Source organism: Xanthomonas sp. NCPPB 1062 (assembly GCF_041481705.2).
Classification (GTDB): Bacteria; Pseudomonadota; Gammaproteobacteria; order Xanthomonadales; family Xanthomonadaceae; genus Xanthomonas; species Xanthomonas euvesicatoria.
The window spans coordinates 3,085,208-3,112,013 of the sequence record NZ_CM192987.1 but is presented as its reverse complement, the minus strand read 5'-3'; the positions used below and the strand labels follow the sequence as shown (position 1 = coordinate 3,112,013).

Here is a 26,806-nt window from a genome sequence, read left to right as displayed (position 1 = left end):
ATGACACGCGGTGACAAATCGCCGCGGGCTGCCCGGGCTGTGACGCGGATATCATGTGGCCATGAAATGCCGACTCATCGCTACCGGCGAGCGCGCACCAAGCTGGGTGGCGCAAGGTTTTGCCGAATATCAAAAACGTCTTTCGCACTGGATGCCGCTGGAGCTGGTCGAGATCGAGCCCGGCCTGCGCGGCAAGGGCCGCGATGCGCAGCGCGCGACCGACGACGAAGGCCGTCGCGTGCTCGCGGCGCTGCCAAAAAATGCCTACGTGGTGGCGCTTGATGTCCCCGGGCGCCCGCTCAGTTCCGAACAGCTCGCCCAACGCATGGAGCATTGGCGCGGACAGGGCCGCGACCTGGCGTTTCTCATCGGCGGGCCGGAAGGCCACGCGGCGGAGGTGCTCAAGAGCGCCAGCGAAAGCTGGTCGATCGGCCCGCTCACCCTGCCGCACATGCTGGTGCGCCTGATCGTCGCCGAGCAGCTGTATCGCGCCGCGGCGATGCTGGCCAACCATCCGTATCACCGCGCATAAGAGCGCCTAACGGAACTGGTGCGCAGAGCCACATCGATGCGGCGGCTGCGGTTGCAGGCCGCCGCATCCAGTCGCCACTTAGTTCAGCGAGAAGCTCACCGGCACCAGACCATAGGCCTGCACGGCCTGGCCGTTCTGCATCGCCGGCTGGAAGCGCCAGCTGCGCAGCACCTGGCTACGCGCGGCCAGGTCGAGCACGCGATGGCCGCTGCTGGTCTGCACGCTCACTTCGGCCGGACGCCCATCGGTGCCAACCAGTACGCGCAGCACCACCGTACCTTGCTGCCCTGCACGCAGTGCAGCCGCCGGATAGCTCGGCGCGGGCGAACTCAGATACTGCAATTGCCCTGCTTCGACCGGGCCGCTGGGTGTGGTGGTTGTCGGAGCGCTGTCTGCAACAGCGTCGGAGACGGTTGCGGCAACGGCAACCGGTGCGCTGTCGACAACGGAGGGTTCACTGACCACCGGGGTCTGTACCGGCACCGGCAGCGTCTTGGTCGGTGAATGCGTTTTCGGCGTGAACTTTACTTCGACTGGAAATACCAGCGGCGGTGGCGGCGTCGGGATGCTGACCGGCATGAGCCAACGCTCTTTTGGCGCGGTCTGCTGCGGAATGGCCCGGTGCGAGAGCGGAATCAGCAACAACCCGCCGGCCAGCAGGTGCAATGCCACGGCCGTGCTTATCGCCAGAACGCGCGAGGGGTCGATGCCAAGGGGACGGGAAGAAACCTGCGATTGCGTGCGAACCATCATCCACCTCCAGAACGGAACTGCGGAAAGGACCAGCGCGAGCCGGACGCACATCACCATCCGGTGGCGTAGGTTTACCGCAGTGGTGGCAACCGCACAAGCGCCGCGCAAATGCGCGGGGTTGCATCGAGCCGTCAACGCGGCACGCGTCGTTTTCATGGTGCTTGGGGATGCGTTGCGGCTCACGCATATCGCATGGACCAGCCGCGGCACTCATCCGCGCAAGCAAAACGCCCAGCCGAAGCTGGGCGTGGATCGAAGAAAAGCCCAGCCCTTCGCAGGGCTGGGGAAGCGACGCTGACGGGAGAGTGCGTCAGTAGTCGTACGACACGGACAGCACGGCGTAGCGGGGCTGAGTGAAATAGACCCCCATGCCATAGGTGTTGGACAGGGTGTAGGGGCTGTCTTCCCAGGTGGAGTCCACTTGCAGCGGCTTGCGTTCGTTGAAGATGTTGAAGCCTTGCAGGGTAACGGCCAGTTTTTTGTCGGCAAATGCCGGGCGGTAGGTCAGGCCCAGGTCGACGATCTTGGTCCACGGCAACCGGCCGGCGTCGCCAGGACGCGATGGCTGGCCGTTGCAGATGTGATAAGCCGAGCCGTAACCGACCGGGTCGCCCGCATCGGAAGACTCATCAGTGCCGTTGGTGCTGACATAGCCCAGGCAGGACCGCGGCGTTCCGGACAGGACGCGGATATTGCCCGCGATCAGCCATTCCGATGCGATCTGGTATGAGCCGTAAATCTTGATCTGGTGGCGCCGATCGTTGGCCAGGTAGCCGCCGGAATACCACATCAGCGCAGCGGCATCCCAGTCCTGGGTTTTGGACACGTCGGTCTGCCCGATATCGGATTTCACCTGGCCCTCTGTGTTCCCAAAGTTGCGCGACAGGGTGTAATCGATGCGGCCTTCCCACTTGCCGTCGAACGGATGCTGCAGGAACAGATCCAGTGCCAGGTACTTGCGCTTGGCCTTCTTGTCGAAGCCCCAATCGGCCGACGACATCGAAACCGCGGTGCGGCCGGAACCATCCAGGTTAGCCAGGCTGAAGGAATTGGTTTCGCCCGGGTTGAAGATGACGCAGCCGGGAACATTGACGGTGCTGGGGTCAACGCCGATCGCAGTCAGCTTGGTGCGCATCTTGTCCGAATCGCAGACATCGTCGATGGTGGTGCCCAAGTTGCGGTAGGTGAACTTGGCGCCGGTAACCCAGTCGCTGCCCAGCGTCTTGTCGAAGCCGACCATGAACTCATCCTGGTACATCGACTTGAGATCCCGGGCGGCAACGCTGGCCGAGTCGGTCGGCTGGCCGCATTCCTGATTGGAGGAGACCACGTTGCCGCCGCAGGAGAAACCCACGCTTGGGTCGACTGCGATCGGGGTCAGGCCGGTGGGATTGCCTTGCGCGTCGATGCCCGTGTAATTGAAGTACTCGCGGGTGTAGGTTGATGGTGATGCACCGCGGATGGCGACGCTGTTGGGCAGGGCCAGATAGTAGCGGCCAGCGTTACCGTAGACTTTCAATGACGAATCGCCGAAGACGTCCCAACTCAGGCCCAGGCGCGGCGCCCACTGGTCGCCGCTTTCGACATATGGCGTGCCGGCATCGTTGAAGTTAGTGAACTTGTCGTTGCGTACGCCCAGTGTCAGCAACAGGTTGTTGGTCACCTGCCACTTGTCTTCCAGAAAGTAAGCCTTCTGCCGGACCGACATGCTGGTAGACGTGTTGTAAACGCCTCGATACACGTAGTAACCGTTGCCGCCTGCCGGACCAACGCCTAGCGAACCGCTGATCGGCAAATCCGGACGCGACGAATTACCGTAGGTCCAGGTATAACCCGGTCCGGTCGTGACCACGCCCTCGTTGTCGGCGTTGAAGTACATATTGTCGACGCCCGCGGCCAGCGTATGGGCGCCCAGCACGTATTCCAGATCCAGGCGCAGACCGTGCGTGCGGTTTTCGCCGTCGCGTCCTTGAGACGAAGTCTGATTGTTACGGATCTCGGTGCCCCCGGTGACGGCGGGGTCCTGCAGATTGGCGGAATACAGATACGGATTCGTGCTCGGGTTGTTGCGATAGTCGCTCTGCTGGCTCTTGCCGTAGGTCGCGCTGAAGGTCAGTGCGTCGGTGATGTAGCTGGTGTACTTGCCAATGTAGTAACGGTCGTTGACCTTCACGGTGTCGGCGAATGCATCGCCTGCATCCGAGGTGATGCCGTCGTAGCCATTGAAAGCGCTATAGACCCCGCTCTCGCGGTAATTGTTTTTTACGCCAGTGAATTCAAGGACGTTGCTGTCGTTGATATTCCAGTCGATCTTGGCGTAGACCTTCGGCTCATCAATGCGGTAGTTGTTGCGGCCGATGACCGGGCTGTCGCGGCTGGCGGTCGACGCGCCTTCGGTGCGTTCCTGTTCGGCGGCGATGAAAACGAAGAGCCGATCCTCGATCAGCGGGCCGCCCGCGTAGGCGCTGTAGACCGTATTCCATGCCTGGTCGTCCTTGCGTCTGCGGTACAAGGTGCCGGGCAGGCTTTCATCGCTGTACTCATAGCCGGCAGGCGGTGCGGTATTCGGATAAAAGACATTCTTGTAGTCGCTGGACAGGCTCTTCGGCCGCCACAGCATCTGGCCGCCAAAATGCCACTCGTTGGTGCCGCGCTTGCCGACCTGGCTGAGCACGCCGCCTGCCGAACGGCCGTAGCGGGCGCTGTAGCCGCCGGTATAGGTTTCCTGCTGGTCGATGGCGCCGTAGGGCAGGGTGACGCCGCCGATGTTGGTCAGCGGATTGGAGCTGAGATAGCCGTTGAGGTAGTAGGCGTTCTCGGTCACGCCGGCGCCGCCGAAGGAAATGGCGTTGCCGAAATAACCGCTGCCCTGTACCGCGCCCGGCGACAACAGCGCAATCGCTTCGCCCGAGCGTGCCAGTGGCAAGCGTTGCAGTTGCTCGGCCGTGATGACGGTGCGTGAAGCAGTGGCGGAGACGTCCACCGGCGAGATGTTTTTGCCGGTCACCGTGATGGTGCCCAGGGTGGCCGTGTCGTCGGACGCATTGCCGCTGCCAAAGGACACATCGGTGCCGGCGCCAACGCGCAGTGCGATGTTCTTGCGGGTCTCGGCGGCCTGGCCTTCGCGTTGCAGGGTGACGGTGTAGGTGCCCACCGGGAGGTTGCCAATGGCATAACGGCCATTGGCATCGACCGTTGCCGTGCGCGTCAAACCGGTGTCGCTCTGCGCGGTGACCGTTGCACCTGCACTGGCCGGCGCGCTTCCGTAGATGCCGGCAGTGGTGCTTTGCGCGGCTGCAGTGCCGGTGGCGAGCATGCCGACGGCGCCGCTCAGGGCAAGCGCAAGCATGCTGATGCGGCCATAGCGCGCAGGCGACGTGGAACGAAACGGGCGGCGTTGCCGCGCGGCGTGGCTGGTCATCTCTATCGCTCTCCAGATGGGCGCCGTCACGAAGATGACGGTGCGCTGACAATCGATGCTAGAGAGCGGTCGCGCTTGCTTAAAGAATGATTTCGCTAAATTTCATGTTTTTTTAAGCACAAACAGCCGAAAACGCGCATTCAGGATAAGTCGTTGTGACTGTGGGCACTTGCACCTAAGTAGTGCCTTTGTTTTAGAGAGGTAGCTAGTCGCTAGTGACTGGTCACCATCAGCGACTGCCAACGGTCGGAGGTGCGGTGCGCTTTACCGAGCGTACAAACGACACTGCCCTCCGAGGAGGGCAGTGCAAACGCAGTGGCTTGACGGTGGTCTGCCTTGTCAACGCCCCAGCTCGAACGTCACATCCAGGTTGATCGACAAGGTGCTCTCGCCGGGGGCGACCGGGGTGTCCATCTCGGCCTTTGCCGAGCGCATCGAGGCGGCCATCATCATCGGGCGGACTGCGCCGCCGCTGCGGCCTTCGGAAATGCTGACGATGCGGCGCACCTTCAGCCCCAGCGACTTGGCGTAAGTTTCGGCGCGCGCCTGGGCCTTCTTCAGTGCGGCAACGCGGGCTTCGTCGTAGACCGGCTCGGGCTGGTCGATCGAAAAGCTGGGGCCGTTGATGTCGTTGGCGCCTTGCGCGACCAGGGCGTCGAGCACCTTGCCCAGGCGGGTGATGTCGCGCACCTTGAGGCTGACCGTGTTGCTGGCCTGGTAGCCGTTGATCTTGGGCGCTTCGTTTTCCTTGTAGGTGTACTGCGGGCTCAGATTGATGCCGCTGGTCTGTACGTCTTTGTCGGCGATGCCGGCAGCTTTGACCGCGGCCATGACCTTGCTCATCTGTTCGGCGTTCTGGCGCATGGCGGCGTTGCCGTCGGCGGCCTGGGTGACCACCCCGGCAGACAGCGTGGCGATGTCCGGCACACGCTTGGCTTCGGCCTCGGCCGAGACGTTGAGCAGGGTGCCGTCGCTGGGAATGGTGTAGCTGGACGCGGGTTGGGCGTGGGCAGTCATGGCGGTTCCGGCAGCGATGGACAGGGCCAGCAACAACGGCTTGAGATGGGTACGCATGAGATCTCCTTGTCTGTGTGGCGAGCGTGTTGGCAGCTCGATGAATATGTTGTGAGTCGAGCACGACAGCGCTGTCGGCAACGGTGTGTGCGTTCACCAGGCAAGCGGGCGAGTGCGGGCAACAGGTATGCTGGACGGATGCTCTATCTCGCTTCCCGTTCGCCGCGCCGACAAGAACTCCTGCAACGCCTGGATGTGCCGTTCCAGACGCTGCAACTGGATGTGCCCGAGCTGCGCGCAGCCGATGAATCGCCCGACCAGTACGTGCAGCGCGTTGCGTTGGAGAAGGCGCATGCCGGGCTGGCGCTGGTACAGGCCGCCGACCCCGACGCCATCGTGCTGGGCTCCGATACCGAGGTGGTGCTGGGCGAGAGGGTGTTCGGCAAACCGGTCGATGTGGACGATGCCGTTGCCATGCTGCGCGCGTTGTCCGGTCGCACCCACCAGGTGCTCACGGCGGTGGTTCTAGTCTGCGCACAGCGCGCGCCGGCCCAGGCATTGGTGGTGTCGGAGGTTACCTTCGACACGCTCGATGATGCGCAGATCGCCGCCTACGCCGCCTGCGGCGAGCCGATGGGCAAGGCTGGCGCCTACGCGATCCAGGGCCGCGCCGAACGCTTCATCCGCCATCTGTCCGGAAGCTATTCCGGCGTGATGGGATTGCCGCTGTACCACACCTCGCAGTTGCTCACAGCCTTCGGAGCGCATTGATGTCGGAAGAGATTTTGGTCAACGTCACCCCGCGCGAGACCCGTGTGGCGGTGATCGAGAACGGCATGCTGCAGGAACTGCACATCGAGCGCGGCTGGCGCCGGGGCGTGGTGGGCAATATCTACAAGGGCAAGGTGCAGCGGGTGATGCCGGGCATGCAGGCTGCCTTCGTCGAAGTGGGGCTGGAGCGTGCCGCGTTCCTGCACGCCAACGACGTGGTCCGTCTGGCACCGGCACCAGCCAGCGTGGTCGATACCGAAGAAACCCCGATCCCGCCGCCGCCGCCGGCCTCGGTGCCGATCGTGGAGCTGCTGCGCGACGGCCAGGAGATCGTGGTGCAGGTGGTCAAGGATCCGATCGGCACCAAGGGTGCGCGGTTGACCACGCAGATCAGCATCCCTTCGCGCTATCTGGTGCTGCTGCCGCAGTCCAAGGTGGTTGGGGTGTCGGCGCGCATCGAAGACGAAGCCGAGCGGCTGCGCCTGAAGACCATCGTCAGCGAGGTCTCGGCCCAGCATGGCGGCTTCGGCTACATCATCCGCACCAATGCCGAAGGCCAGCCGGCCGAGGCGCTGGCCGAGGACATCGCCTACCTGTCGCGGGTCTGGAACGTGGTCGAGCGCCGCGGCCGCGAAGCGCCGCCGTGCAGCATCATCTACGAAGACCTGAGCCTGCCGCTGCGCGCGGTGCGCGACCTGATCCGCCGCGACGTGGAAAAGGTCAAGGTCGATTCCAACGAGACCTTCGTGCAATTGCAGGCGTTCGTGGCCAAGTACATGCCGGTGCTGGCCGAGCGGCTGGAGCTGTACACCGGCGACCGCCCGATCTTCGACCTGTACGGGGTCGAAGACGAGATCGGGCGCGCGCTGAACAAGCAGGTGCCGCTCAAATCCGGCGGCTATCTGGTGATCGACCAGACCGAGGCGATGACCACCATCGACGTCAATACCGGCTCGTTCGTCGGTCAGCGCAACCTCGAAGAAACCGTCTTCCGCACCAACCTGGAAGCCGCGCAGGCGGTGGCGCGGCAACTGCGCCTGCGCAACCTGGGCGGCATCATCATCATCGACTTCATCGACATGGACGATGCGGAGCACCGCCGGCAGGTGCTGCGCACCCTGGAAAAAGCGCTGGCGCGCGATCATGCCAAGACCACGGTGTATGAGTTCTCGCCGTTGGGCCTGGTGGAGATGACCCGCAAGCGCACCGTCGAAAGCCTGGAGCGCCAGCTCTCGGAAACCTGCGGCCAGTGCGGCGGGCGCGGCACCATCAAGACCGCCGAAACGGTGACCTACGAAATTTTCCGCGAGATCACCCGCGCCGTGCGCCAGTTCGATGCCGCGCGCCTGTTGGTGATCGCCTCGTCGAAAGTGGTCGCCCGCATCACCGAGGAAGAGTCCGCCGCCGTGGCCGAACTGGAAGAGTTCCTCGGCAAGAGCATCCGCTTCCAGTCCGACGACCAGTACCTGCAGGAGCAGTTCGATGTGGTGCTGCTGTGAGTCCGGGATTCGGGATCCGGGATTCGGGATTTGTAAAAGCCGGCCCCGTCATGATGTGCGGCCAGCAGGAGCGTTGACGTTACCGTGCTTGGACACGCTGTAACCAATCCCGAATCCCCAATGCCCAATCCCCGCTCCTGATGCCCACCCCGCTGCGCCGCCGTCTTCGTCTGTTTCGCCGCTATGCGATCACCGCCTGCGCGCTTGCGCTGGTGGCGGTCGCGTTGTTGGTGGGCGCGGCCAGCCAGGCGCTGCCGTTGGCCGAGGAACACCCGCAGCAGATTGCGCAGTGGCTGAGCCAGCGTGCCGGTCAGCCGATTGCGTTCGACCGGCTGCAGACCGAATGGACCCGGCGCGGTCCGCTGCTGCGGCTGGATGGGCTGCGTATCGGTCCGCACGGCGAGGTGCGCGTCGGCCAGGCCGAGGTGCTGTTGGCGATGTACGCCGGGTTGCTGCCGGGCCATTCGCTGACCGAAATACGCCTGCGTGGCCTGGCGCTGACCTTGCAGCGGAGCGACGACGGCGTGTGGTCGGTCCAGGGCATGCCCAGCGGCGGGAACTCCGATCCGCTGGATGCGCTGCGCCGGCTTGGCGAGATCCAGCTGGCCGAAGCGCGCCTGCATGTGGCCGCGCCTTCGATCGGCCTGGACACCACGCTGCCGCGCATCGACCTACGCCTGCGCGTCAGCGGCTCGACCGTGAAAGTGGGCAGCCGTAGCTGGATCGATCTCAAGCGCGCGCCGCTGACGGCGGTGCTGGAATTCGATCGCGACAGCGGCGACGGCAGCGCCTATGTGCAAGCCGATCCGGCCGACCTGTCCGCCTGGGCGTCGTTGTTGCAGTTCGGCGGCATGCGCGTGGATAGCGGTGGGGGGCGCTTGCAGGCCTGGGCGCAACTGCGCGCACGCCGGATCGCTGCGGTGAGCGTGGATGTCGACTTGCAGCAGCTACGCCTGTCCGGGGCCGCGCTGCCGGACGAGACCGCGCGGCGCACGCTCACCTGGGAACGGCTGCAGGCGCGTGCGCGCTGGCAGACCATCGATGGCGGCTGGCGCGTGGACGCGCCGCTACTGCGCCTGGGCCAGGCGGCGCAACTGCAGCACCTGGACGGGCTGAGCATTGCCGGCGGGCGCCGCTACGCGGTGATGGGCAGGCATGTGGATGCCTCGGGCCTGATCGCAGCGGCCGCCCTGAGCGAGCAGTTGTCGCCGGCCTTGCGGCGCTGGCTGAGCCTGTCCAAACCGCAGCTGCGCGTGGCCGACCTGCGGGTCGCCGGCGAGCCGGGCGGCACACTGCGCGCGCAGGGCCAGATCGAAGAGCTGGGGTTTTTGCCGGTGGGCAATGCGCCTGGCATCAGTGGCCTGCGCGGCACCATCGATGGCGATGCGCAGGGCGTCGAGCTGGACCCCGCGCCCGACGCCACGCTGCGTTTCGATTGGCCGACCGGCTTTGGCGTGGTGCACGAGATCCAACTGGCCGGCAAGATCGTCGGCTGGCGCGAAGGCGCTGGCTGGCAGGTCGCCACCCCGGCGCTGCGCGTGCAGGGCAAGGATTACGGCGCCAACGTGCGTGGCGGGCTGTGGTTCCAGGGCGATGGCAGCCGCCCGCGCATGCAGTTGGCGGCCCAGCTGGACGATGTGGCGCTGCCGGTGGCGCGCAAGTTCTGGATCCGCTCCAAGATGAGCGAGGCCGCCATCGACTGGCTCGACATGGCCGTGGCCGGCGGCACCGTCACCGGCGGCACTGGCCTGGTCAGCGGCGATCTGGACGATTGGCCGTTCGACAACAACGACGGGCGCTTCGAAGCGTTCGGGCAGATCCGCGACGGCGTGATCCGCTTCCAGCCGGACTGGCCGGCGATGGAGCAGGTCCAGGCCAACCTGAGCTTCATCGGCAACGGCTTCTCGCTGCAAGGGCAGGGTGATCTGGCCGGTACCCCGGTCGCGCAGCTGGAAGCGGGTATTCCCAGCTTTGCCACCTCCGAACTGTACGTGCGCGCATCCACGCAGGCCGATGCGGCGCAACTGCTCGGCATGTTGCGCAAGAGTCCGCTGGAGCGACGCTATGGCGACACCTTGCGCAATCTCACCGTGTCCGGGCCGGCCGCCGTGACCTTCGACCTGCTGCGCCCCTTGCGGACGCACGGTGCCGGTGGCCATCTGCAGGGCACGGTGGCCCTGCAGGGCGCCAAGCTGGCCGACGCGCGTTGGGACCTGGCCTTCGACCAGGTCAGCGGGCAGGCCGAGTATCGCGACACCGGCTTTGCCGCCGAGCGGCTGAGCGTGCAGCACGAAGGCCGCAGCGGCGAATTGTCGTTGCGCGCCGGCGGGTTGGTGCAGGACCCCAGGCAAGCTTTCGAAGCACGTCTGGGCGCCACCCTAGATGCCAGGGAACTGTTCGACCGTGCACCCCAGATGGAATGGCTGCGCCCGTACGTGCATGGCAGTGCGCCCTGGCAGGTGGGCGTGGATGTGCCGCTGCCGCCGCCGGGGCAGACCGATGCGAATGCGGTGCTGACGCTGCGCTCCAATCTGGTCGGCACCACGCTGGATCTGCCCGCGCCGTTGGACAAGGCAGCCAGCGAGCCATTGGACACCCGGGTCAGGGTCGCGCTGCCGCTGGGCGATGGCGACATCGATGTGGGGTTCGGCAAGCTGGTGGCGCTCAAGGCCAGCAGCCATGGCGCGCAGACCGGCGTGCGTGTGGTGATGGGCACCGATACCGTCACCGAACGGCCACCCGCCAACGGGCTGGTGGTCACCGGCCGCGCCGCCTCGCTGGATGCGATCGACTGGATCAGCCTGGCGCGCGGCAGTAGCGGCGACGCCGACATGCCACCGTTGCCCGGCCAGCCGGCCGTGCCCACCAAAGACCCGATGCCGTTGCAGCAGGTGGATGTGCAGGCAGACCGGTTGCTGATGATCGGTGGGGTGTTCCCGCAGACGCGTCTGCGGCTGCGCCCCACCCGCGACACGGTGGCGGTGACGCTGGACGGCCCCTCGCTGGCCGGCCAGCTCACCGTTCCCAATGCCGACGGCGCAACGGTGCAGGGCACGTTGAAGACCGTGCACTGGCAGCCGGTGGAGGCGCCTGCCGAGCCGGCCGCGCCCGAGCCCGGCGATCCGTTGGCAGGCGCGTTGCCGGAGCCCGCGCGTCGTGCCGTGGCCGAATTCGACCCGGTGTCGATTCCGCCACTGGCGCTGGATATCGACGACCTGCAGATCGGCAAGATGACCTTCGGCGCGGCCACCTTGCGCAGCAGCCGGCTCACCGATGGCATGCAGGTGGATCAGCTGCAACTGCGCTCGGACGATCAGAACATCGGCCTCACCGGGGCCTGGCGCGGCAAGGGCGAGGCAGCCAGCACGCGGTTGTCGGCGCGCGTGGACAGCCGCAACCTGGGCAATCTGCTGCAGAACCTCACCCTGGGCGGCCAATTGCGCGGCGGCGAAGGGCAACTGGAGCTCAATGCCGGCTGGCAGGGCTCACCAACCGGTTTCGCGCTCGGCTCGCTGGACGGCAACCTCAAGGTCGATGTGCGCAATGGCCAATTGCTGGAAGTGGACCCGGGCGCCGGCCGCGTGCTCGGCCTGCTGAGCGTGGCGCAGCTGCCACGCCGGTTGATGTTCGACTTCCGCGATTTCTTCTCCAAGGGGCTGGCCTTCAACAAGCTGGCCGGCGAGGTGCGCTTCGGCGAGGGCTTCGCGCGGACCGATGCCATCCGCATCGAAGGCCCGGCTGCCGACATCGCGATCCGTGGCCAGACCGACCTGCGCGCGCAGACCTTCGACCAGACCGTGGACGTGAACCCCAAGGCCGGCAACCTGCTGACCGTGGTTGGCGCAGTGGCCGGCGGCCCGGTGGGGGCCGCCGTCGGCGCAGCGGCCAACGCGGTGCTCGGCAAACCGCTGGGTGCGATCGGTGCCAAGACCTATCACGTCACCGGGCCGTGGAAAGACCCGCAGGTGGACGTGGTGGAGCGCGAGGCGCGCGAGCGGGCGCCGAGCAAACCGGCCGCCCCCTCCGGCAGGTCCGGCAAGGCAGATCCGACGCAGCGCTGATGGACTCCGTCGGCCTCACTCTGCGGGCGCGTCCTCGCTGCCGGCACGGGTAAACATCGGCAGGCGCAGTCGCGACCGATGTCCCGGCACCGGCGGCTGCCCGGGTGCGGCCACACCAAGAAAATAGCCACGCTGCCATTTTTCGCGTGCTGCCGCCGTTTGCGTATCGGGCAGTTCCTCGAGAAAGCGCGTGCGGCTCCGGGTCCAGTCGGCGTGTTGCTGGGCCAGTTGCGGCGCTTCGGAAAGCGGCTTCCACTGCGGCTGCACCTGCTCGATCAACTGCCGCTGCAGCGGGAACAGATGACAGAACGGTTCGCCCGCCTCGAAGCGCACCCGCCCGGGCCGGGTGAAGCGCCAGTTCATGGTGAAGGTATGCGGGCTCCAGTCGGTTTCCACCATGCCGCTCAGCGCGCCGATGCCGTCCTTGGGGCGGTTCAGCGGCCCGGTAACGAACAGGTCGATGCCGGTGTCGGTGCGGAACAGGCACGGTACGTGGAAGGTCAGCACGCCATAGCCGAAGTGGCTGATCGCCGGTGCCTGCGTGTTGGCATCGGCGCTGATGCTGATCGCCGCCAGTGCGTCGCTGCCGTCCCAACTGGCCTCGAAACCGGACTGGCACAGCAGCTCCCAGCCATGCGCATTGGCGATCGCCAGCGGCAGGCAGCGGTAGGCGTAGCGCTGGTCGGTGGCATCCATCCACGCGCGCTCGTGCGGGGCAGGGCGGATGTCCAGCGTATGGCCATCCAGGACGTAGGCGATGAGCTTCATGCGCGGGCGACCGGTGAAGAACTGGCCAGCGATGATAGCCGCGCGCATGTTCAGCCGAACGACTTGTCTCCCCGGCGCGCGGGCCCCATCCTGACCACATGACCGATAACGCTCTCACTCTGGCCGAAACCCGGCTGCTGCTTCCTTCCGGCCTGGACGCCGGCCATCTCGACCGCACCTTCGGCGCCCTGCTGGGCCCGGGCATCGACTTCGGCGATCTGTATTTCCAGCATTCGCGGCGCGAGAGCTGGAGCGTGGAAGACGGCATCGTCAAGGACGGCGCGCATTCCATCGAACAAGGCGTGGGCGTGCGCGCAATCGCCGGCGAAAAAACCGGCTTCGCCTATTCCGACGACATCCACCGCGATGCGCTGCTGGAAGCGGCACAGTCCGCGCGCGCGATCTCGCGCGAGGGCGGGGCGCAATCCACCCGCGCGCTGGTACGCGGCAATGGCCGTGCGCTGTACCCGGCCACCGATCCCATCGACGACATGGACAGCGCCACCAAGGTGGACCTGCTGCGCCGGATCGACCAGTTCCTGCGTGCTGCCGACCCGCGCGTCAAGCAGGTGATGGTGAGCCTGTCCGGCGGCGTGGACACGGTGCTGATCGCCCGCAGCGACGGCGTGCTGGCAGCAGACGTGCGGCCGCTGGTGCGCTTGAACGTGCAGGTGATCGTCGAACAGGGCGGCCGGCGCGAATCCGGTTATTCCGGCGGCGGCGGCCGCTATGGCTATGCCGAACTGTTCGCCGACGGCCGCCCGGAAGGGTTTGCGCGCGAAGCGCTGCGCCAGGCGCTGGTGAATCTGGACGCGATCCCGGCGCCGGCTGGGGTGATGCCGGTGGTGCTCGGTCCGGGCTGGCCCGGCGTGCTGTTGCACGAGGCGGTGGGGCATGGCCTGGAAGGCGACTTCAACCGCAAGGGCACCAGCGTCTACGCCGGCCGCATCGGCGAGCGCGTGGCCTCGCCGGGCGTGACCATTGTCGATGACGGCACCCTGGACGGGCGCCGCGGCTCGCTCAATATCGACGACGAAGGCACGCCCAGCCAGTGCACCACGCTGATCGAAGACGGCGTGCTGGTGGGCTACATGCAGGACAGCCACAACGCGCGCCTGATGGGCGTGGCGCCCACCGGCAACGGCCGCCGCGAATCGTTCGCGCACCTGACCATGCCGCGCATGACCAACACCTACATGCGCGCCGGCCAGCACGACCCGGAAGAGATGATCCGCTCGGTCAAGAAGGGCATCTACGCGGTGAACTTCGGTGGCGGCCAGGTCGACATCACCAGCGGCAAATACGTATTTTCGGCCACCGAGGCCTACCTGATCGAAGACGGCAAGGTCACCGCACCGGTCAAGGGCGCCACCCTGATCGGCAACGGCCCGGAAACCATGCAGAAGGTGCGCATGATCGGCAACGACCTGGCGCTGGACGAAGGCGTGGGCGTGTGCGGCAAGGACGGGCAGAGCGTGCCGGTCGGCGTCGGCCAGCCGTCGCTGCTGATCGACGGCATCACGGTCGGCGGAACGCAGGCCTGAGATGCGGGGAATCGGGATTGGGGAATGGGGAATCGCAACGGCGGGAGCGGGGTATCGCGTGTCTGAGTATTGTGCTGCGTCGGGCTTGATACCGGGAATCGGGATCAGGGCAGCGGGAGGCGCAGCCGGACAGAGGCATAGCGTCCTCGGCGCTCAGGTGTCGCCTATCCAGGTTGCTGATGTTGGACGCATGCTGCCGCGGTGGACTGCGGCGGAGGCGCTGGTTGAGCAGCTTCGCGCTTGCGGCCACCAGATCCTATTCGTCGTCTCCCGGATCCTGCTCGTCTTCCAGTCCCGAATCCCCGCTCTCCAATCCCTGCTCTTGAGACAACTCCCGCAGCACCTGGAACAGCTCGCGGTAGGCGCGCGGGGGCTTGTTCTTGGCACGTTCGTGGATCGCGTTGCGCACCAGTTGACGCAGTTGCTGGCGGTCGGCGGCCGGATAGGCTTCCAGCAGTTCGGCCAGCGCCACGTCGCCTTCGGCCAGCAGGCGTTCGCGCCAGCGTTCGACCCGGTGGATCGCCGCCACTTCGCGGCGCGCGGTATCGCTGTTGGAGTCCAGCGCATCGCGGATCGCGGCCAGGGTCTGCTCGTCCTCGCGGCGCATGTGCTTGGCCAGAAACGCCAGCTGCCGCTTGTGCGCAATATGCGAGGTTATGCGCTTGCTCTCTTCGATATGCGGGATCAGCGATTCGGGCACCGGCAACTTGGCCAGCTGCGCCGGGGTCAGCGCCACCAGCTTTTCGCCCAGGTCGAAAATCTCCAGCGCCTCGCGCCGTTGCTGGCTGCGGCTGGCGCCACGAAATTCACCGGTCTCTTCATCGCGTCCGCGCATTGCCACCACATCCCGAAACTTGGTTGATAAACATCTGCGGCCTCGAACGGCCGGGCGTCGGCGGAACAACTCCGCACCGAATTCAAACATTCCGGTCATGGATGGCCGGGCTTTCGCGGACGGATCCGCGTTTCCAAGGATAAAGCATTGAACGCACTCTCCTCCGAAATCCGCGTCACCGACGACAGCCTGCAGCGCCTGGATGCGCTCACCGACATCTCCCAGCGCCTGCTCGAGCGCGCGCGCGCCGCCGGCGCCACGCAGGCCGAAGTCAGCTGCAGCGAAGAGCGCGGCTTGGACGTCAATGTGCGGCTGGGCGCTGTAGAGACGGTCGAATCCACGCGCGATCGTGGCATTGCGGTCACGGTCTACTTCGGCAAGCGCAAGGGCAGTGCCAGCACTGCCGACCTGCAGGATTCAAGCCTGGAATCCACCGTGGCGCAGGCCTGCGCGATCGCCCGCTTCACCGAAGACGACGTGGCCGCCGGCCTGGCCGACCCGGAGTTGATGGCGCGCGAGTTCCCCGAGCTGGACAGCTGGCATCCGTGGGCGCTGGACGCCGATACCGCCGTGGATCTGGCGCTGGCCTGCGAAACCGCCGGCCGCGACGCCGACGCGCGCATCAGCAACTCCGACGGCGCCTCGGCCAGCACCGGGCTGAGCCTGTCGGTGTACGCCAATTCGCATGGCTTCATCGGCCGCGAGCGCGGTACCCATCATTCGATCAGCTGCGCGCTGATCGCCGGGCAGGGCGACGGCATGCAGCGCGACGGCTGGTACAGCAGTGCACTGGCACGCGAAGACCTGGAAGCGCCCGACGCCATCGGCCGCCATGCCGCCGCGCGTACCGTGGCGCGCTTGCAGCCGCGTTCGCTGCCCACCGGTCAGTTGCCGGTGCTGTTCGCTCCGGAAGTGGCGCGCTCGCTGGTCGGCCACCTGCTCGGCGCGGTGTCCGGCGGCGCGCTGTATCGCCGTGCCAGCTTCCTGCTCGACAGCGTCGGCAGCACGTTGTTCCCGGACTGGTTCAACATCGAAGAGCTGCCGCACCTGCGCCGCGGTTTGCGCTCGGCCGCCTTCGACGGCGAAGGCGTGGCGACGCGGCGTTCGGCGCTGATCAGCGACGGTGTGCTGCAGCGCTATGTGCTGGGCAGCTATTCGGCGCGCAAGCTGGGCCTGCAGACCACCGCCAATGCCGGTGGCGTCCACAACCTGCAGGTCACCGCCAATGCGGGCGATCTGGCGTCGATGATTGCTGGCATGTCGCGCGGCCTGCTGGTCACCGAACTGATGGGCAACGGCGTCAATCCCGTCACCGGCGACTATTCGCGCGGGGCCGGCGGCTTCTGGATCGAGAACGGCGTGATTGCCTACCCGGTCGATGGCCTGACCATCGCCGGCAATCTGCGCGACATGTTCGCCGGCATCGAAGCGGTGGGCAGCGATGTCGACCCGCGCTCGCACGTCAAGATCGGCTCTGTGCTGATCAACCGCATGACGGTGGCAGGCGACAGCTGAGCGGCACCGCTGTGCCGGCTTCGCCGGTTTCCGGGCGGCTTGTCGTGTAGGCGCACGCCCCACGAGCCGCCGCTCGCACCTGACGATGCATCTGCGTAACGCCGAAGCGGGCAGGTCACGGTCACCGCCGCTGTCTCCGATGCGATATGCGCAATGGGGTATGGATCATGCGGCGGCGAGCGCGACGTGCGAGCGCTACCTGCGCACCTTGCGACGCGCGTGAATAAGCCCTCTGCGTCTTGTGGGCGGCACCAGCTCGCACTAAGGCAGGGAGGGTCTTTTTCGCCATGGCGCGGCCGATTGCAGCCATGGCCGGGCCGCGCACCCATGTCTTTCCGCACTGGTGGCTGGCTGAATCGTTGCTATAGTCCGCCGCACCACAACCATGCACGGGGAGACATGATGAGCGAATTCGAATCGCACGCCGCACCGCCACCGCCACCGGTCGGCACCAGTCCGTCGGAGGAGCGTACGCTCGCGCTGGCCGCGCATCTGCTCGGCATCGTGACCTCGTTCGTCGGTGCGTTGGTGATCTGGTTGATCAGCAAGGACGCCAGCCCGTCCAAGCCGTTCGCGACCGATCAAGCCAAGGAAGCGCTGAATTTCCAGATCACCGTGCTCATTGCCACCGTGGCAGCGATCATCCTGACCATTGTCTCGTTCGGCATCCTGTTCTTCTTGCCGACGCTGGTGTGGATTGCCAACCTGGTGCTGTGCATCCTGGCCGCAGTCAAGGCCAACAACGGCGAGCATTACCGTTACCCGTTCGCGCTGCGCCTGATCAAGTAACCGGCGCGGTGGAAACAACAAAGGCCCGGCAGCGATGCCGGGCCTTTGTCGTATCAGGCGATGGAGCGATCAGTTCTGCGCCGGGGTGTTTTCGGCGAAGTACTCATGGCTGTCGGCGTTGGTGATGGCCTGCGCCGGGTTGCTGATCGCCAGGCTGCGCGCGCCGGACTGGCCATAGACGCGGTCCTGGGTGCCGGCGACGACCGTGAAGTGACTCATCTCGTGTACCAGCGTGCCGGCCTTGGAGTCGGTGCCGGTGGTCGATGCACTCCAGAACGCATTGCAGACATAGATTTCGTAAGGCGCGTTGGCATAGACGTACGCGAAGGCGCTGTCGGTGCAACCGCAATTGATGGTGATCTGGCCGTTGTTCTGGTCCAGCGCATTGTCGATGTTGACGAAGTTCGAGCTGACCCGGCTGTAGCGCGAGGCGTTATAGGCACCAAACCAGGTGGTGTAGCGCGCGCCGGTGCTGCCGGCATTGAGGTAGTTGCGCGCGTTCTGCGAGTAGTTGCGCGCGGCAGTGACGGCACTGGCGATCTGGCTGGTGCGGGTGGTGCTGCAGTTGAGGTAATTGATGCCGTTGACCACGGCGGTCGGGCCGACTGCGAGCTGGCGCTGTACGCCACGGTTGACGCCGTCCAGCCACACGGTGAGCGGGGTGCTGGTGGCGACGGCCGGCTCGCCGCTGGCGGCTTTCATCAGGCTGCCGTCGGAAAAGGAAGCGTACTGCAGCGCCGAGCGCACCTGGATGGTGTAGTTGCCGCTGGTGGACAGATCGTAGGCGCCGGCCAGATCGACCTCGCCCTTCACGCTCTGGCCTGGCTGCAGGATGGTGAAGTCGGCGGCCTTGGGCAGGCCGCGCTTGACCAGGCGCCCGGTGTAGTCCACCGGCTTGCCGTCGCGGCTCACTTCCAGAATGCCGTTATCCAGCGATTTCAGCGGCAGCTGGTACGTCGGCACGCGTGCGGTCTGGCTGCCGTTATTGGTGACGGTGACGGCGATCTTGCCCTGATGACGCCCAGCCTGGTCGGCCACTGGCGACAGTTCGATGGTCAACGGAACCGGGCCGCGCACGGACTGCGCCTGGGCCGATCCGAGGACGCCAACAACGGCCAGCGTGCCTGCTGCAAACGATGCGAGAAAAACGTTCTTCACCAGTGACTCTCCGTGTGATCGGGGGATGTCCGCGGATGCGGGCAAGCCAAACCTAGGCAGGACGAGCGGACGCGACAAGTTATTCAATTGCGAATATTTTTGTTCGTAGCGAACTTATGAACGCCGCTGAAATAGCACGAATGTCGACAATTCAGCTTTAAAATGTGCGATCGGTCATGTGCTGCAACTCCGAATGTGTCAACGCATGACACAAACGCAGCCAGGAAAAGTTGCAATGTGTGACCCAGTTCGCCGCTTGCACGCCCCCGATGCAGACGTTGACCGTGCGCTGGCGCACGGAGTGCGCAAATCGTGTCCGGCGCGTCCGCTCTATGTCGCAAATCGTCCAGATGTGGCTGCGCGAGCCACCAGCGCGCCATTGCGGCACGCGGGAAACTTCAGATCGATTCGGGCATCGGCCGTTCCCGCTCGCTGCGGTGTAGCGGCGTTGGCAACTGCGCCTAGTGCGCGCGGTTCACCGCAAACCGGCCCAAGGTGGCCAACGTCTCGCCTGGTTGCCCATAGGGCTGCAGGACGTCGTGCATGCGCGCGGCCAGCTCGGCCAGCTTCGCCTTGGCGCCATCCATCCCCAGCAGGGCGGGGTAGGTGGATTTGGCTTGCGCCGCGTCCTTGCCGGCGGTCTTGCCCAGCTGCGCCGAGCTCGATTCCACATCCAGGATGTCGTCGCGTACCTGGAAGGCCAGGCCCAAGGCGTCGGCAAATTCGTCCAGACGCTGCTGGTCGGCTGCCGCGGCGCCTCCGGTGAGTGCGCCCATCCGGACCGCCGCACGGATCAACGCGCCGGTCTTGAGCGCATGCATGCGTTGCAGATCCTGCAGCGACTGCAGTTGCCCGGTCGCATCGATATCCAGCGCCTGGCCGCCGCACATGCCGGCCGCGCCCGCAGCAGTGGCCAGGCTCTGCATCCAGCTGACGCGCAGTTCGGCGCTGGCAGAGGCAGTGGCGAGTAATTCGAACGCGCGCGCCTGCAAGGCGTCGCCGGCCAGAATCGCGGTGGCCTCATCGAAGGCGATATGCACGGTGGGCTGGCCGCGCCGCAGCGCGTCGTCGTCCATCGCCGGCAAGTCGTCGTGCACCAGCGAATAGGCGTGAATCAGCTCTACCGCCACCGCGGGCGTGTCGAGCTGATCCTCAGCAGCGCCGAACAAAGCGCCGCTTGCGTAGACCAGCAGCGGACGCATGCGCTTGCCCCCGCCCAGCACGGCATGGCGCATCGCTGCATGCAGGCGCTGCGGTGCATGCGTGGCGCGCGGCAGGCCCGCCTCCAGGCTGCGTTCGGTGCGGGCGATCCAGTGGTCGAACAGCGCCGAGCTCACCTCAGCCGTCCAGCGACGACGGTTCGAAGGCTTCGGCAAGCTCGGGGCGGGCGGGGTCGGTCAACAAGCGCACGCGCAGTTCGGCCTGTTCCAGCGCCTGCTGGCAATCACGGTACAACCCGATGCCGCGCTCGTAGGCCGTGAGCGATTGCTCCAGGCTCAGATCGCCGACTTCCATCTTCTGCACCAGTTGCTCGAGTTCTTCCAGCGACTGTTCGAAGCGGGCAACCGGGGACGTTTCGTTCAAAGACTTCTTGGCCATCGCTAAAGTGTGCGGCGCGCGCGCAGGCGGGTCAATTCGCGTCGGCAGCCGCGCGCCATTGCAGCGCGGCGGCATTGGTCTGCAACCATGCGTCCAAGGTGGCGGAAATGATGCAGTCGCCGGCGGCGAGCACCTGCGTGCCGTCCCACAGGATCGGCAGGCGCCCGCGCTCCCACGGCGGTAGATCCAGCGCCTGCAGCAGGTGTTTGAGTTGGTGCGAATGCGTGCGCTGCGGCAGCACGACGCGCTCGCCGCCCTGGCGTGCGCGCACCAGCAGCGGTTGCGCAAAGCGCAGCCCGGGTGCGCCGAGCAACTGCAACTGCGCACCGTCGGGCAGGTGCAGGGGCGCTGCGCCGTCCCACTGCGCGTGCCAGTCCGACGGCCAGGCCGCAGCGGGGCGGTGCAGAAACAGGTACTGTCGCCAGCGGCGTACTTTTACCTGTTGCCACGCAAAGCAGGCCTGCCGATCTGCAGCGTGATTGTCGATTTCCCGTTCCAGTGCGGCCACGCCTTGCGCAGGCAGCGGCGGCGCGTGCGCCGCACTCACCCAGGCGCGCAACAGCCGTGCCCTTCGTTCCACGGGGTGCGCGCGCAATGCCTGCAGATCCAGCGCGCCGCTTGCGGTCCGCACACTCGGCAACAACGCCATGTCCTGCTGCAGCAGTAATGCGCTGGCGTTGGCGCTCAGTTGCGCACTGCGCGCCAACGCGTCGGGTGCTTGCGGCCAGCGTTGCTGCAGCAACGGCACGACCTGGCTGCGCAGGAAATTGCGGTCATGGCGCGGATCGGCATTGCTTGGATCTTCGATCCAGCGCAACCCTTGCGCATGCGCGTAGGCGAGCAGATCGGCGCGGGCGTGCGCCAGCATCGGGCGCCACAGCGTGCCGCTGGCGAATGGGCGCTGCGGCCGCATCGCCGCCAGGCCTTCGGGGCCGGACGCACGCAGCGCACGCAGCAGGAAGGTTTCCGCCTGGTCGTCGCGATGGTGCGCCAGCGCCAGCCATTCGCCAGCAGTGAGCGCCTGCGCGAACGCCGCATGGCGCGCGTGGCGTGCTGCCGCTTCCAACCCAAGACCGCTGTCGCGTGCCACCTGCACCCGCACGATCTGCAACGGCACCTGCAGCGTGTCGCAGGTGCGTTGGCAATGCGCGGCCCAGGCATCGGCATCGACATGCAGCCCATGATGCACATGCAGCGCGCGCAATCCTGCGTGCCGATAGCGTGGCGTCGCCGCCAGCAGATGCAGCAGCACGCTGGAATCCATCCCGCCGCTATAGGCCAGCAGCACCGGGCCGGGCGGGGTGGCTGGCAACAGGAGCGGGGTGCCGGTCAGCACAGGCGCAACCTCGCAACGGCTCCTGCGCGCTCGGCGAGCAGATGCCATCCCTGCTGCGTGATTGCGTGTCGGCCGCCTGCCCGGGATGTTCTCTGCCTGGGACCCATCGACGATTCCCTTGTTCCCGGCGCCCCGCAGCGCGAACAACCGTGCGCAGCTGCAGACTGGGCTGCAACGTGCTGCCGTGCGCGGTCACCGCATCGTTCCGCTACGGCCCATCCGAGCACCACACCAACGGCTGGGGACTGCGGCTGTTCGCAGGCGCGATGGCACATGGCGGTGGCGACGCCAGGCGGGCAGGTCGAGCGGCGATGCGGCAACCGCATCACGCGCCAGCTCGCCCGCCATCGCCGCAGCGCCGCCCGCGCATCAGCGCTTGACCGCAGCCTCGAAGGTGGCCGGCCTGGGCAATTCCACCGGCACGCCGGCGGCATCGCAGGTGCCTGCCTTGCACAGGCGCTCGCGCAAGCGCGGGGTGGCCTGGACGATGACGTGGTAGATCACGTTCTCTTCCAGCGTGCCGCGGAATGCCGCGCTGCCGGGGCCGGTGGCCCAGATGCCGACATCTTCGCCGCCGTGGCTTTCGGATTTGGTCGGCACCAGCGCTTCCTGCATGTAGCTGGGGGCCTCGGTGTCGACGTGGGTCAGGTCCGGGCGGCCGGCAGCCGGCTCGCTGCTGCTGGGTTCGTGCGGATATTTCTTGGGGCCGGCCGGCTGCGCATTGCTGGCACCGGTGTAGCCGGGACCGTTGGCGTAGCTGAGCGTGGTGTATGGCTGGCCGGCCAGGTCGGTGGCCAGCTGGCTGCGGTCGCCTTCTTCGCCGCCGGTGCCGCGCACCTTGCCCAGGATCGGGTTGCCGCGCACCGGGTAGCCAACAAAGTTGAGCGTGTGCGAATGGTCGGCAGTCACGATGATCAGCGTGTCCGCTGGCGCAGTCTGCACGGCAGCGCGTACGGCATCGGACAGCGACACGGTTTCGTCGAGTGCGCGGTAGGCATTGCCGGCGTGGTTGGCGTGATCGATACGGCCGCCTTCGACCATCAGGACGAAGCCATTCGGGTCGCGCGACAGCGACTGGATCGCGGTGCGGGTCATTTCGGTCAGGCTGGGCTCGCCCTGCGGGGTGCGGTTGCGGTCGTGGTCGAACTGCATGTGGTCCGGCTCGAACAAGCCCAGCAGCGCCGGTGCACCGGACGCTGCCTGCAACTGCTGCTCGTTCCAGACATAAGCGCCCTGCGGGTGCGCCTGTTTCCATTCGGACACCAGATCGCGGCCGTCCAGGCGCAGGCCCACCTTGTCGTCGTATTCCGGGTCGCGCTCCTGCACGCTCTGGAACTGGCTGCGTCCTCCGCCCAGTACCACTTGCGGGCCTCGGCCGTAGCGGGCGGTGGAGAGCAATTGCTGGGCGATGTCCTGGCAGCCGGCAGCACGGGCCGATTCGGGAAGGTCGGTGTCGTTTTCCCAATTGCGGTCCGGCGAATGCGCATAGGTTGCCGCCGGCGTGGCGTGGGTCAGGCGCGTGGTGGTGACGATGCCGGTGGCCATGCCGGCGCTGTCGGCCAGCTGCAGCCAGCTCAGCAGGCCCTTGTTCAAGCTGTCGGCACAGTCGCTGCGGTTGCCGCTGCTGACCCCGATCGCGCCCATGTGCGACTTCACGCCGGTGGTGATCGCGGTCATGGTGCCGGCCGAATCCGGCGTCTGCGAGTCGGTGTTGTAGGTCTTGCTGAAAGCGGTGGCGGGGAATTGTTCCCACGACAACAGGTTTTCTTCGCCCGGCCCGCCCTTGCGCTGGCCGTCCAGGATGCGGGCGGCGGCGACCGTGGTCAGGCTCATGCCATCGCCCAGGAACAGGATCACGTTGCGCGCCTTGCCGGCCATGGCGCCGTTGCCGGCGGCACGGGCGGCGCCCGAGCGGTACCACCACTGCGGGGTTTCGCCCGCCGGGTGCGCCACCGGCGGTACCTCCACGCGGACCGACGCGGGTGCGGAGGTGCTGCTGCCGGTCGTGGAGGCGCAGGCGGCGACGCACAGCGTGGTCAGGGCGGCGAGGGTAGGCAGGCGGTAACGCATCGGCATCGAACTCGTGGCTGAATCAATCCCCATTATGCCGCGCTGGGTGGTGTCACACCGATGACACAGCGCTGTTCCAGCGGTGGTCTCGCGGGCAGGGCAGCCCTGGGCTATGGTGCATGCACTTTCCCCCCGGAAGATTCGACGACATGAAACTGGTTGCGGCCTGGTTGCGCATTCCGTTCTGGCAACGCGTGGTGGCCGGCTTCGTCCTCGGCGCGCTGGTCGGCTGGGCCATGGGCCCGGCGGCCGATGTGTGGTTCGGTCCGTTGGGTGACCTGTACGTCACGTTGATCAAGATGATCGCCATCCCGCTGGTGTTCTTCGCGGTGATCAATGCGATCTCGTCCTTGCACGGGCAAAAGTCGGTTGCCGCACTCGGTGGACGCACGTTTTTATGGTTTGTCATCACCGCAGCATTGGCGGTGGGCGTGGGCCTGGCGGTCGGCACGATCATGCAGCCGGGCGCCGGCCATTTCAGTCTGAGCGTGGATTCGGCCTGGAAGCCGCGCGATGTGCCAAGCCCGGTCCAGGTGCTGCTGGATGTGGTGCCGTCCAATCCGTTCTACGCACTGACCGGCATCGGCACCAAGACCAACGCGGCCGGCGAAACGGTGCTGGCGGCGGGGCGTGGCTCGATCCTGCCGGTGATCTTCTTCGCCGCGTTGCTGGGCTTTGCAATGGTCAAGCTCGGCGAGCGGGTGGCCGAGGCGCGCAAGCTCACCGGGCAGATGAGCGACATCATGATCCAGGTGACGCGCTTCGTGCTGGAAATGACTCCGCTCGGCACCTTTGGCCTGATCGCTGGCCTGGTCGGCAGCTACGGCTTTTCGAAACTGCTGCCGTTCGGCAATTTCGTCCTGGCGCTGTATGTGGCCTGCGCGATCCACATTGTGGTGGTCTACAGCAGCCTGTTGCTCGCACATGGGCTCAACCCGTGGAAGTTTTTCCGCGGTGCCGCGCCTGGCATGCAGGTGGCGTTCGTCAGTTCGTCGAGCTTTGCGGCAATGCCGGTGGCAATGCGTTCGATCACGCATAACCTGGGGGTCAGCAAGGATTACGCCGCATTCGCGGTACCGCTGGGCGCCAGCATCAAGATGGATGGCTGCGGCGCGATCTTTCCGGCGTTGTGCGCGGTGTTCATCGCGCAATACACCGGCGTGCCGCTGACCGCCAACCAGTATTTCGTGGTGCTGATCGCCTCGGTGCTCGGCAGCTTCGGCACGGCCGGCGTACCGGGCACGGCCGTCATCATGGCGACGGTGGTGCTGAGTGCGGCCAATCTGCCGCTGGAAGTGATTGGCTACCTGTATGCGATCGACCGCATCCTGGACATGATGCGCACCATGACCAATGTCACCGGACAGATGCTGGTGCCGGTGCTGGTGGCCAAGGAAACCGGACTGCTCGACAAGCGCATCTACGACTCCGCCTCCACCAATGTGGGACTGGAAGAACCGCCGGCCGACAGCGCCAGACCACTGCGCTGAGGCGGCTTGATGCGTGCCGGATCTCCACTCCTGCGCGAACGGCTGCAGCAGCTGCCCGAGCTGCAGCGCATGGAAGGCGTGTTCGTGCAGCGCGGCTTGGCCGACGACCCCTTCGAGACGCGCTATCTGGAGATCCGGCGCAAGGAAGGCCGGCTGTACACCGATGCGCAGGTGCGCAGCCTGCCGCGTCCGGGCGGAAAACTGGGGGCAATGCTGGAATGGCGCGTGCGCGCGCTGTCGAGCAGTTTGCTGGTGCAGCACCTGGACACGCATGCCGGCGAGGGCGCCATCCTCGAACTCGGTTGCGGCAATGGCTGGCTATCGCACTTGCTGGCGCAGTCGCTGCAACGCGAGGTCTGCGGCATCGACGTCAATCGCACCGAGCTCACCCAGGCCGCACGCGTATTCGGCCATGCGGCGCGCCTGAGTTTCATCGCTGGCGACATCCAGACCGTGGCACTACCGCGCGACGTATTCGACATCATCGTGCTACCCGCCTGCGTGCAATATTTTGCTGATCCTGGCGCGTTGATCGAGCGTTTGCTCGCGCATCTGCGCGAGGATGGCGAGCTGCATATTCTCGATAGCCCGCTCTACGCCACGCCGCAACGCGGCCAGGAGAGTGCCGCACGCAGCCTGCGCTACTTCACCGAGCTGGGCGTCCCGGAGCTGGCCGCGCATTACCACCAGCATACCTACGCGACGTTCGAGCGCTTTGCGGTGCAGTGGTTGTTCGACCCGCGTTGTTGGAGTGCCTGTGCGCGAAAGGCGCTCAGCGTGTCGCAGCCACATTTCCCATGGCTGTGTCTGCGCAAGCGGGACAACCCTGGGGTGCTTGGCGGTTGAGTGTGCTTGTGGGTGTTGTCTGATGACGCCGGGCAGTGTGCGTCGGGCGATCTGGCGATGACCCTGCTCACGCTCGCATGTGAATTTCAAGGCATCCGGCACTCGCTGATGGACAGCAATGGCAACGAGGGGTGTGCCGGCCGATGTTCGTAGGCGCTCACGTCGACCGGTATGGCCATCGCGTCGCGGGTACGACGAGCTTCAACCACATGGCACACTTCCAGCTCATCCATTGACGAGGGCGGGCGGTGATTGGCCAACAGCGTGATCTGACATTTCGTTTTCTGGCCGAGCCCAGCGACGTCAACTTCGGCGGCAAGGTGCATGGCGGCGTGGTGATGAAGTGGATCGACCAGGTTGGTTTTGCCGCCGCCAGCGGTTGGAGCGGGCATTACTGCGTCACCGTGGCGGTGGGCGGCATCCGGTTCGTGGCGCCGGTGCGCATCGGCGACCTGGTGGCGGTGTCGGCCAAGCTGGTCTATACCGGCCGCAGCAGCATGCATTTGGCCATCGACGTACGCGCGCGCAGTCCGATGGGAGGCGATTCGCGCCTGTGCACGCATTGCATCATCGTGTTCGTGGCGATGGACCCGGACGGGGTCACCCCGGTCGAAGTGCCGTCCTGGCGGCCCGACACCCCGGAAGATCAACGCCTGGCCGAATATGCGCTCAAGGTGATGGAGTTGAGCAAGGGCATCGAGGACACCATGGCGCGGTACAAGGCCGACACGTCGCAGTAAGCCGCGTACGGGGTAGGTCGTCTGGCCCGATGAAAGCGCATGCGGTGCGGCCAGCGTGGCTCCTG

The 26,806-nt window shown here is 66.2% G+C and carries 20 protein-coding genes; 10 read left to right on the top strand and 10 right to left on the bottom strand.

Going from position 1 to position 26,806, the window contains the following annotated elements; genetic code table 11:
- The first annotated feature begins 61 nt into the window (after positions 1-61).
- The gene (gene rlmH, locus ACCQ16_RS13585; protein WP_003486825.1) at positions 62-532 is read left to right on the top strand and encodes a 23S rRNA (pseudouridine(1915)-N(3))-methyltransferase RlmH; all 471 of its coding nucleotides are present in this window, start codon (positions 62-64) and stop codon (positions 530-532) included.
- A 78-nt stretch (positions 533-610) separates the two neighbouring features.
- On the opposite strand, the gene ACCQ16_RS13580 is transcribed toward rlmH, so the two are convergent.
- From ACCQ16_RS13580 to ACCQ16_RS13570, 3 genes are all read right to left on the bottom strand, one after another.
- On the bottom strand, positions 611-1,285 hold the full coding sequence (locus ACCQ16_RS13580; RefSeq protein ID WP_301541727.1) for an energy transducer TonB: 675 nt from the start codon (positions 1,283-1,285) through the stop codon (positions 611-613).
- A 310-nt stretch (positions 1,286-1,595) separates the two neighbouring features.
- Positions 1,596-4,706, bottom strand: a complete 3,111-nt coding sequence (locus tag ACCQ16_RS13575; protein ID WP_277572643.1) for a TonB-dependent receptor — start codon at positions 4,704-4,706, stop codon at positions 1,596-1,598.
- A 339-nt stretch (positions 4,707-5,045) separates the two neighbouring features.
- Entirely contained in the window at positions 5,046-5,780 is a 735-nt protein-coding gene (locus ACCQ16_RS13570) for an SIMPL domain-containing protein (RefSeq protein ID WP_008573166.1), read from the bottom strand.
- 138 nt (positions 5,781-5,918) lie between these two features.
- On the opposite strand from ACCQ16_RS13570, the gene ACCQ16_RS13565 reads away from it, so the two are divergent.
- The 3 genes from ACCQ16_RS13565 (at position 5,919) to ACCQ16_RS13555 (ending at position 12,051) form a co-directional block, all read left to right on the top strand.
- The gene (locus tag ACCQ16_RS13565) at positions 5,919-6,491 is read left to right on the top strand and encodes a Maf-like protein (protein ID WP_011347998.1); all 573 of its coding nucleotides are present in this window, start codon (positions 5,919-5,921) and stop codon (positions 6,489-6,491) included.
- Positions 6,491-7,990 carry a ribonuclease G gene (rng, locus tag ACCQ16_RS13560; RefSeq protein WP_011347997.1) on the top strand — a complete coding sequence of 500 codons (1,500 nt, stop codon included), beginning with the start codon at positions 6,491-6,493 and terminating at the stop codon, positions 7,988-7,990. The genes ACCQ16_RS13565 and rng overlap by 1 nt, the downstream gene beginning before the upstream one ends.
- 140 nt (positions 7,991-8,130) lie before the next feature.
- Complete coding sequence (locus ACCQ16_RS13555) at positions 8,131-12,051, top strand: YhdP family protein (protein WP_277572644.1); 3,921 nt, start codon at positions 8,131-8,133, stop codon at positions 12,049-12,051.
- 15 nt (positions 12,052-12,066) lie between these two features.
- Here the strand turns inward: ACCQ16_RS13555 and ACCQ16_RS13550 are convergent, their stop codons facing one another.
- Positions 12,067-12,819, bottom strand: coding sequence for a DUF6065 family protein (locus ACCQ16_RS13550; RefSeq protein WP_029819787.1), 753 nt, complete (start codon positions 12,817-12,819; stop codon positions 12,067-12,069).
- Positions 12,820-12,917: 98 nt separating this feature from the next.
- Between ACCQ16_RS13550 and tldD the strand changes: the two genes are divergently transcribed.
- Entirely contained in the window at positions 12,918-14,363 is a 1,446-nt protein-coding gene (gene tldD, locus ACCQ16_RS13545) for a metalloprotease TldD (protein WP_011347993.1), read from the top strand.
- A gap of 256 nt (positions 14,364-14,619) precedes the next feature.
- Here the strand turns inward: tldD and yjgA are convergent, their stop codons facing one another.
- Entirely contained in the window at positions 14,620-15,198 is a 579-nt protein-coding gene (yjgA, locus tag ACCQ16_RS13540; protein WP_372379979.1) for a ribosome biogenesis factor YjgA, read from the bottom strand.
- Positions 15,199-15,345: 147 nt separating this feature from the next.
- Here yjgA and pmbA point away from each other — a divergent pair, with 147 nt between their 5' ends.
- Together pmbA and ACCQ16_RS13530 are read left to right on the top strand one after the other, a co-directional pair.
- A complete protein-coding gene (gene pmbA / locus ACCQ16_RS13535) occupies positions 15,346-16,713 on the top strand; it encodes a metalloprotease PmbA (RefSeq protein ID WP_218503247.1) in 1,368 nt (455 codons plus the stop codon).
- Between the two features lie 327 nt (positions 16,714-17,040).
- Complete coding sequence (locus ACCQ16_RS13530) at positions 17,041-17,502, top strand: DUF4870 domain-containing protein (protein WP_014090566.1); 462 nt, start codon at positions 17,041-17,043, stop codon at positions 17,500-17,502.
- A gap of 69 nt (positions 17,503-17,571) precedes the next feature.
- On the opposite strand, the gene ACCQ16_RS13525 is transcribed toward ACCQ16_RS13530, so the two are convergent.
- From ACCQ16_RS13525 to ACCQ16_RS13505, 5 genes are all read right to left on the bottom strand, one after another.
- Positions 17,572-18,660 carry a M35 family metalloendopeptidase gene (locus ACCQ16_RS13525; protein WP_011347989.1) on the bottom strand — a complete coding sequence of 363 codons (1,089 nt, stop codon included), beginning with the start codon at positions 18,658-18,660 and terminating at the stop codon, positions 17,572-17,574.
- Positions 18,661-19,121: 461 nt separating this feature from the next.
- The gene (locus tag ACCQ16_RS13520) at positions 19,122-19,997 is read right to left on the bottom strand and encodes a polyprenyl synthetase family protein (RefSeq protein ID WP_277572645.1); all 876 of its coding nucleotides are present in this window, start codon (positions 19,995-19,997) and stop codon (positions 19,122-19,124) included.
- A 1-nt stretch (position 19,998) separates the two neighbouring features.
- Positions 19,999-20,259: an exodeoxyribonuclease VII small subunit gene (locus ACCQ16_RS13515; RefSeq protein ID WP_218490046.1), complete on the bottom strand. Its 261-nt coding sequence runs from the start codon at positions 20,257-20,259 to the stop codon at positions 19,999-20,001.
- Positions 20,260-20,290: 31 nt separating this feature from the next.
- Positions 20,291-21,595, bottom strand: coding sequence for a tRNA lysidine(34) synthetase TilS (tilS, locus tag ACCQ16_RS13510; protein ID WP_277572646.1), 1,305 nt, complete (start codon positions 21,593-21,595; stop codon positions 20,291-20,293).
- Between the two features lie 369 nt (positions 21,596-21,964).
- A complete protein-coding gene (locus ACCQ16_RS13505; protein WP_071117675.1) occupies positions 21,965-23,671 on the bottom strand; it encodes an alkaline phosphatase family protein in 1,707 nt (568 codons plus the stop codon).
- 143 nt (positions 23,672-23,814) lie between these two features.
- Here ACCQ16_RS13505 and ACCQ16_RS13500 point away from each other — a divergent pair, with 143 nt between their 5' ends.
- The 3 genes from ACCQ16_RS13500 to ACCQ16_RS13490 all read left to right on the top strand — a co-directional run bounded on the left by ACCQ16_RS13500 (position 23,815) and on the right by ACCQ16_RS13490 (position 26,741).
- A complete protein-coding gene (locus tag ACCQ16_RS13500; protein ID WP_014090560.1) occupies positions 23,815-25,155 on the top strand; it encodes a dicarboxylate/amino acid:cation symporter in 1,341 nt (446 codons plus the stop codon).
- A 9-nt stretch (positions 25,156-25,164) separates the two neighbouring features.
- Positions 25,165-26,001: a class I SAM-dependent methyltransferase gene (locus tag ACCQ16_RS13495; RefSeq protein WP_277572647.1), complete on the top strand. Its 837-nt coding sequence runs from the start codon at positions 25,165-25,167 to the stop codon at positions 25,999-26,001.
- 248 nt (positions 26,002-26,249) lie between these two features.
- Entirely contained in the window at positions 26,250-26,741 is a 492-nt protein-coding gene (locus ACCQ16_RS13490) for an acyl-CoA thioesterase (RefSeq protein WP_014090559.1), read from the top strand.
- Positions 26,742-26,806: the final 65 nt, after the last annotated feature.

What these genes read in the sequence shown, in the direction of transcription:
- rlmH (WP_003486825.1), top strand. Translation starts at nt 62, where the DNA reads ATGAAATGCCGACTCATCGCTACCGGCGAGCGCGCACCAAGCTGGGTG.
- ACCQ16_RS13580 (WP_301541727.1), bottom strand. Translation starts at nt 1,285, where the DNA reads ATGATGGTTCGCACGCAATCGCAGGTTTCTTCCCGTCCCCTTGGCATC.
- ACCQ16_RS13575 (WP_277572643.1), bottom strand. Translation starts at nt 4,706, where the DNA reads ATGACCAGCCACGCCGCGCGGCAACGCCGCCCGTTTCGTTCCACGTCG.
- ACCQ16_RS13570 (WP_008573166.1), bottom strand. Translation starts at nt 5,780, where the DNA reads ATGCGTACCCATCTCAAGCCGTTGTTGCTGGCCCTGTCCATCGCTGCC.
- ACCQ16_RS13565 (WP_011347998.1), top strand. Translation starts at nt 5,919, where the DNA reads ATGCTCTATCTCGCTTCCCGTTCGCCGCGCCGACAAGAACTCCTGCAA.
- rng (WP_011347997.1), top strand. Translation starts at nt 6,491, where the DNA reads ATGTCGGAAGAGATTTTGGTCAACGTCACCCCGCGCGAGACCCGTGTG.
- ACCQ16_RS13555 (WP_277572644.1), top strand. Translation starts at nt 8,131, where the DNA reads ATGCCCACCCCGCTGCGCCGCCGTCTTCGTCTGTTTCGCCGCTATGCG.
- ACCQ16_RS13550 (WP_029819787.1), bottom strand. Translation starts at nt 12,819, where the DNA reads ATGAAGCTCATCGCCTACGTCCTGGATGGCCATACGCTGGACATCCGC.
- tldD (WP_011347993.1), top strand. Translation starts at nt 12,918, where the DNA reads ATGACCGATAACGCTCTCACTCTGGCCGAAACCCGGCTGCTGCTTCCT.
- yjgA (WP_372379979.1), bottom strand. Translation starts at nt 15,198, where the DNA reads ATGCGCGGACGCGATGAAGAGACCGGTGAATTTCGTGGCGCCAGCCGC.
- ACCQ16_RS13530 (WP_014090566.1), top strand. Translation starts at nt 17,041, where the DNA reads ATGTCTTTCCGCACTGGTGGCTGGCTGAATCGTTGCTATAGTCCGCCG.
- ACCQ16_RS13515 (WP_218490046.1), bottom strand. Translation starts at nt 20,259, where the DNA reads ATGGCCAAGAAGTCTTTGAACGAAACGTCCCCGGTTGCCCGCTTCGAA.
- ACCQ16_RS13505 (WP_071117675.1), bottom strand. Translation starts at nt 23,671, where the DNA reads ATGCCGATGCGTTACCGCCTGCCTACCCTCGCCGCCCTGACCACGCTG.
- ACCQ16_RS13500 (WP_014090560.1), top strand. Translation starts at nt 23,815, where the DNA reads ATGAAACTGGTTGCGGCCTGGTTGCGCATTCCGTTCTGGCAACGCGTG.
- ACCQ16_RS13495 (WP_277572647.1), top strand. Translation starts at nt 25,165, where the DNA reads ATGCGTGCCGGATCTCCACTCCTGCGCGAACGGCTGCAGCAGCTGCCC.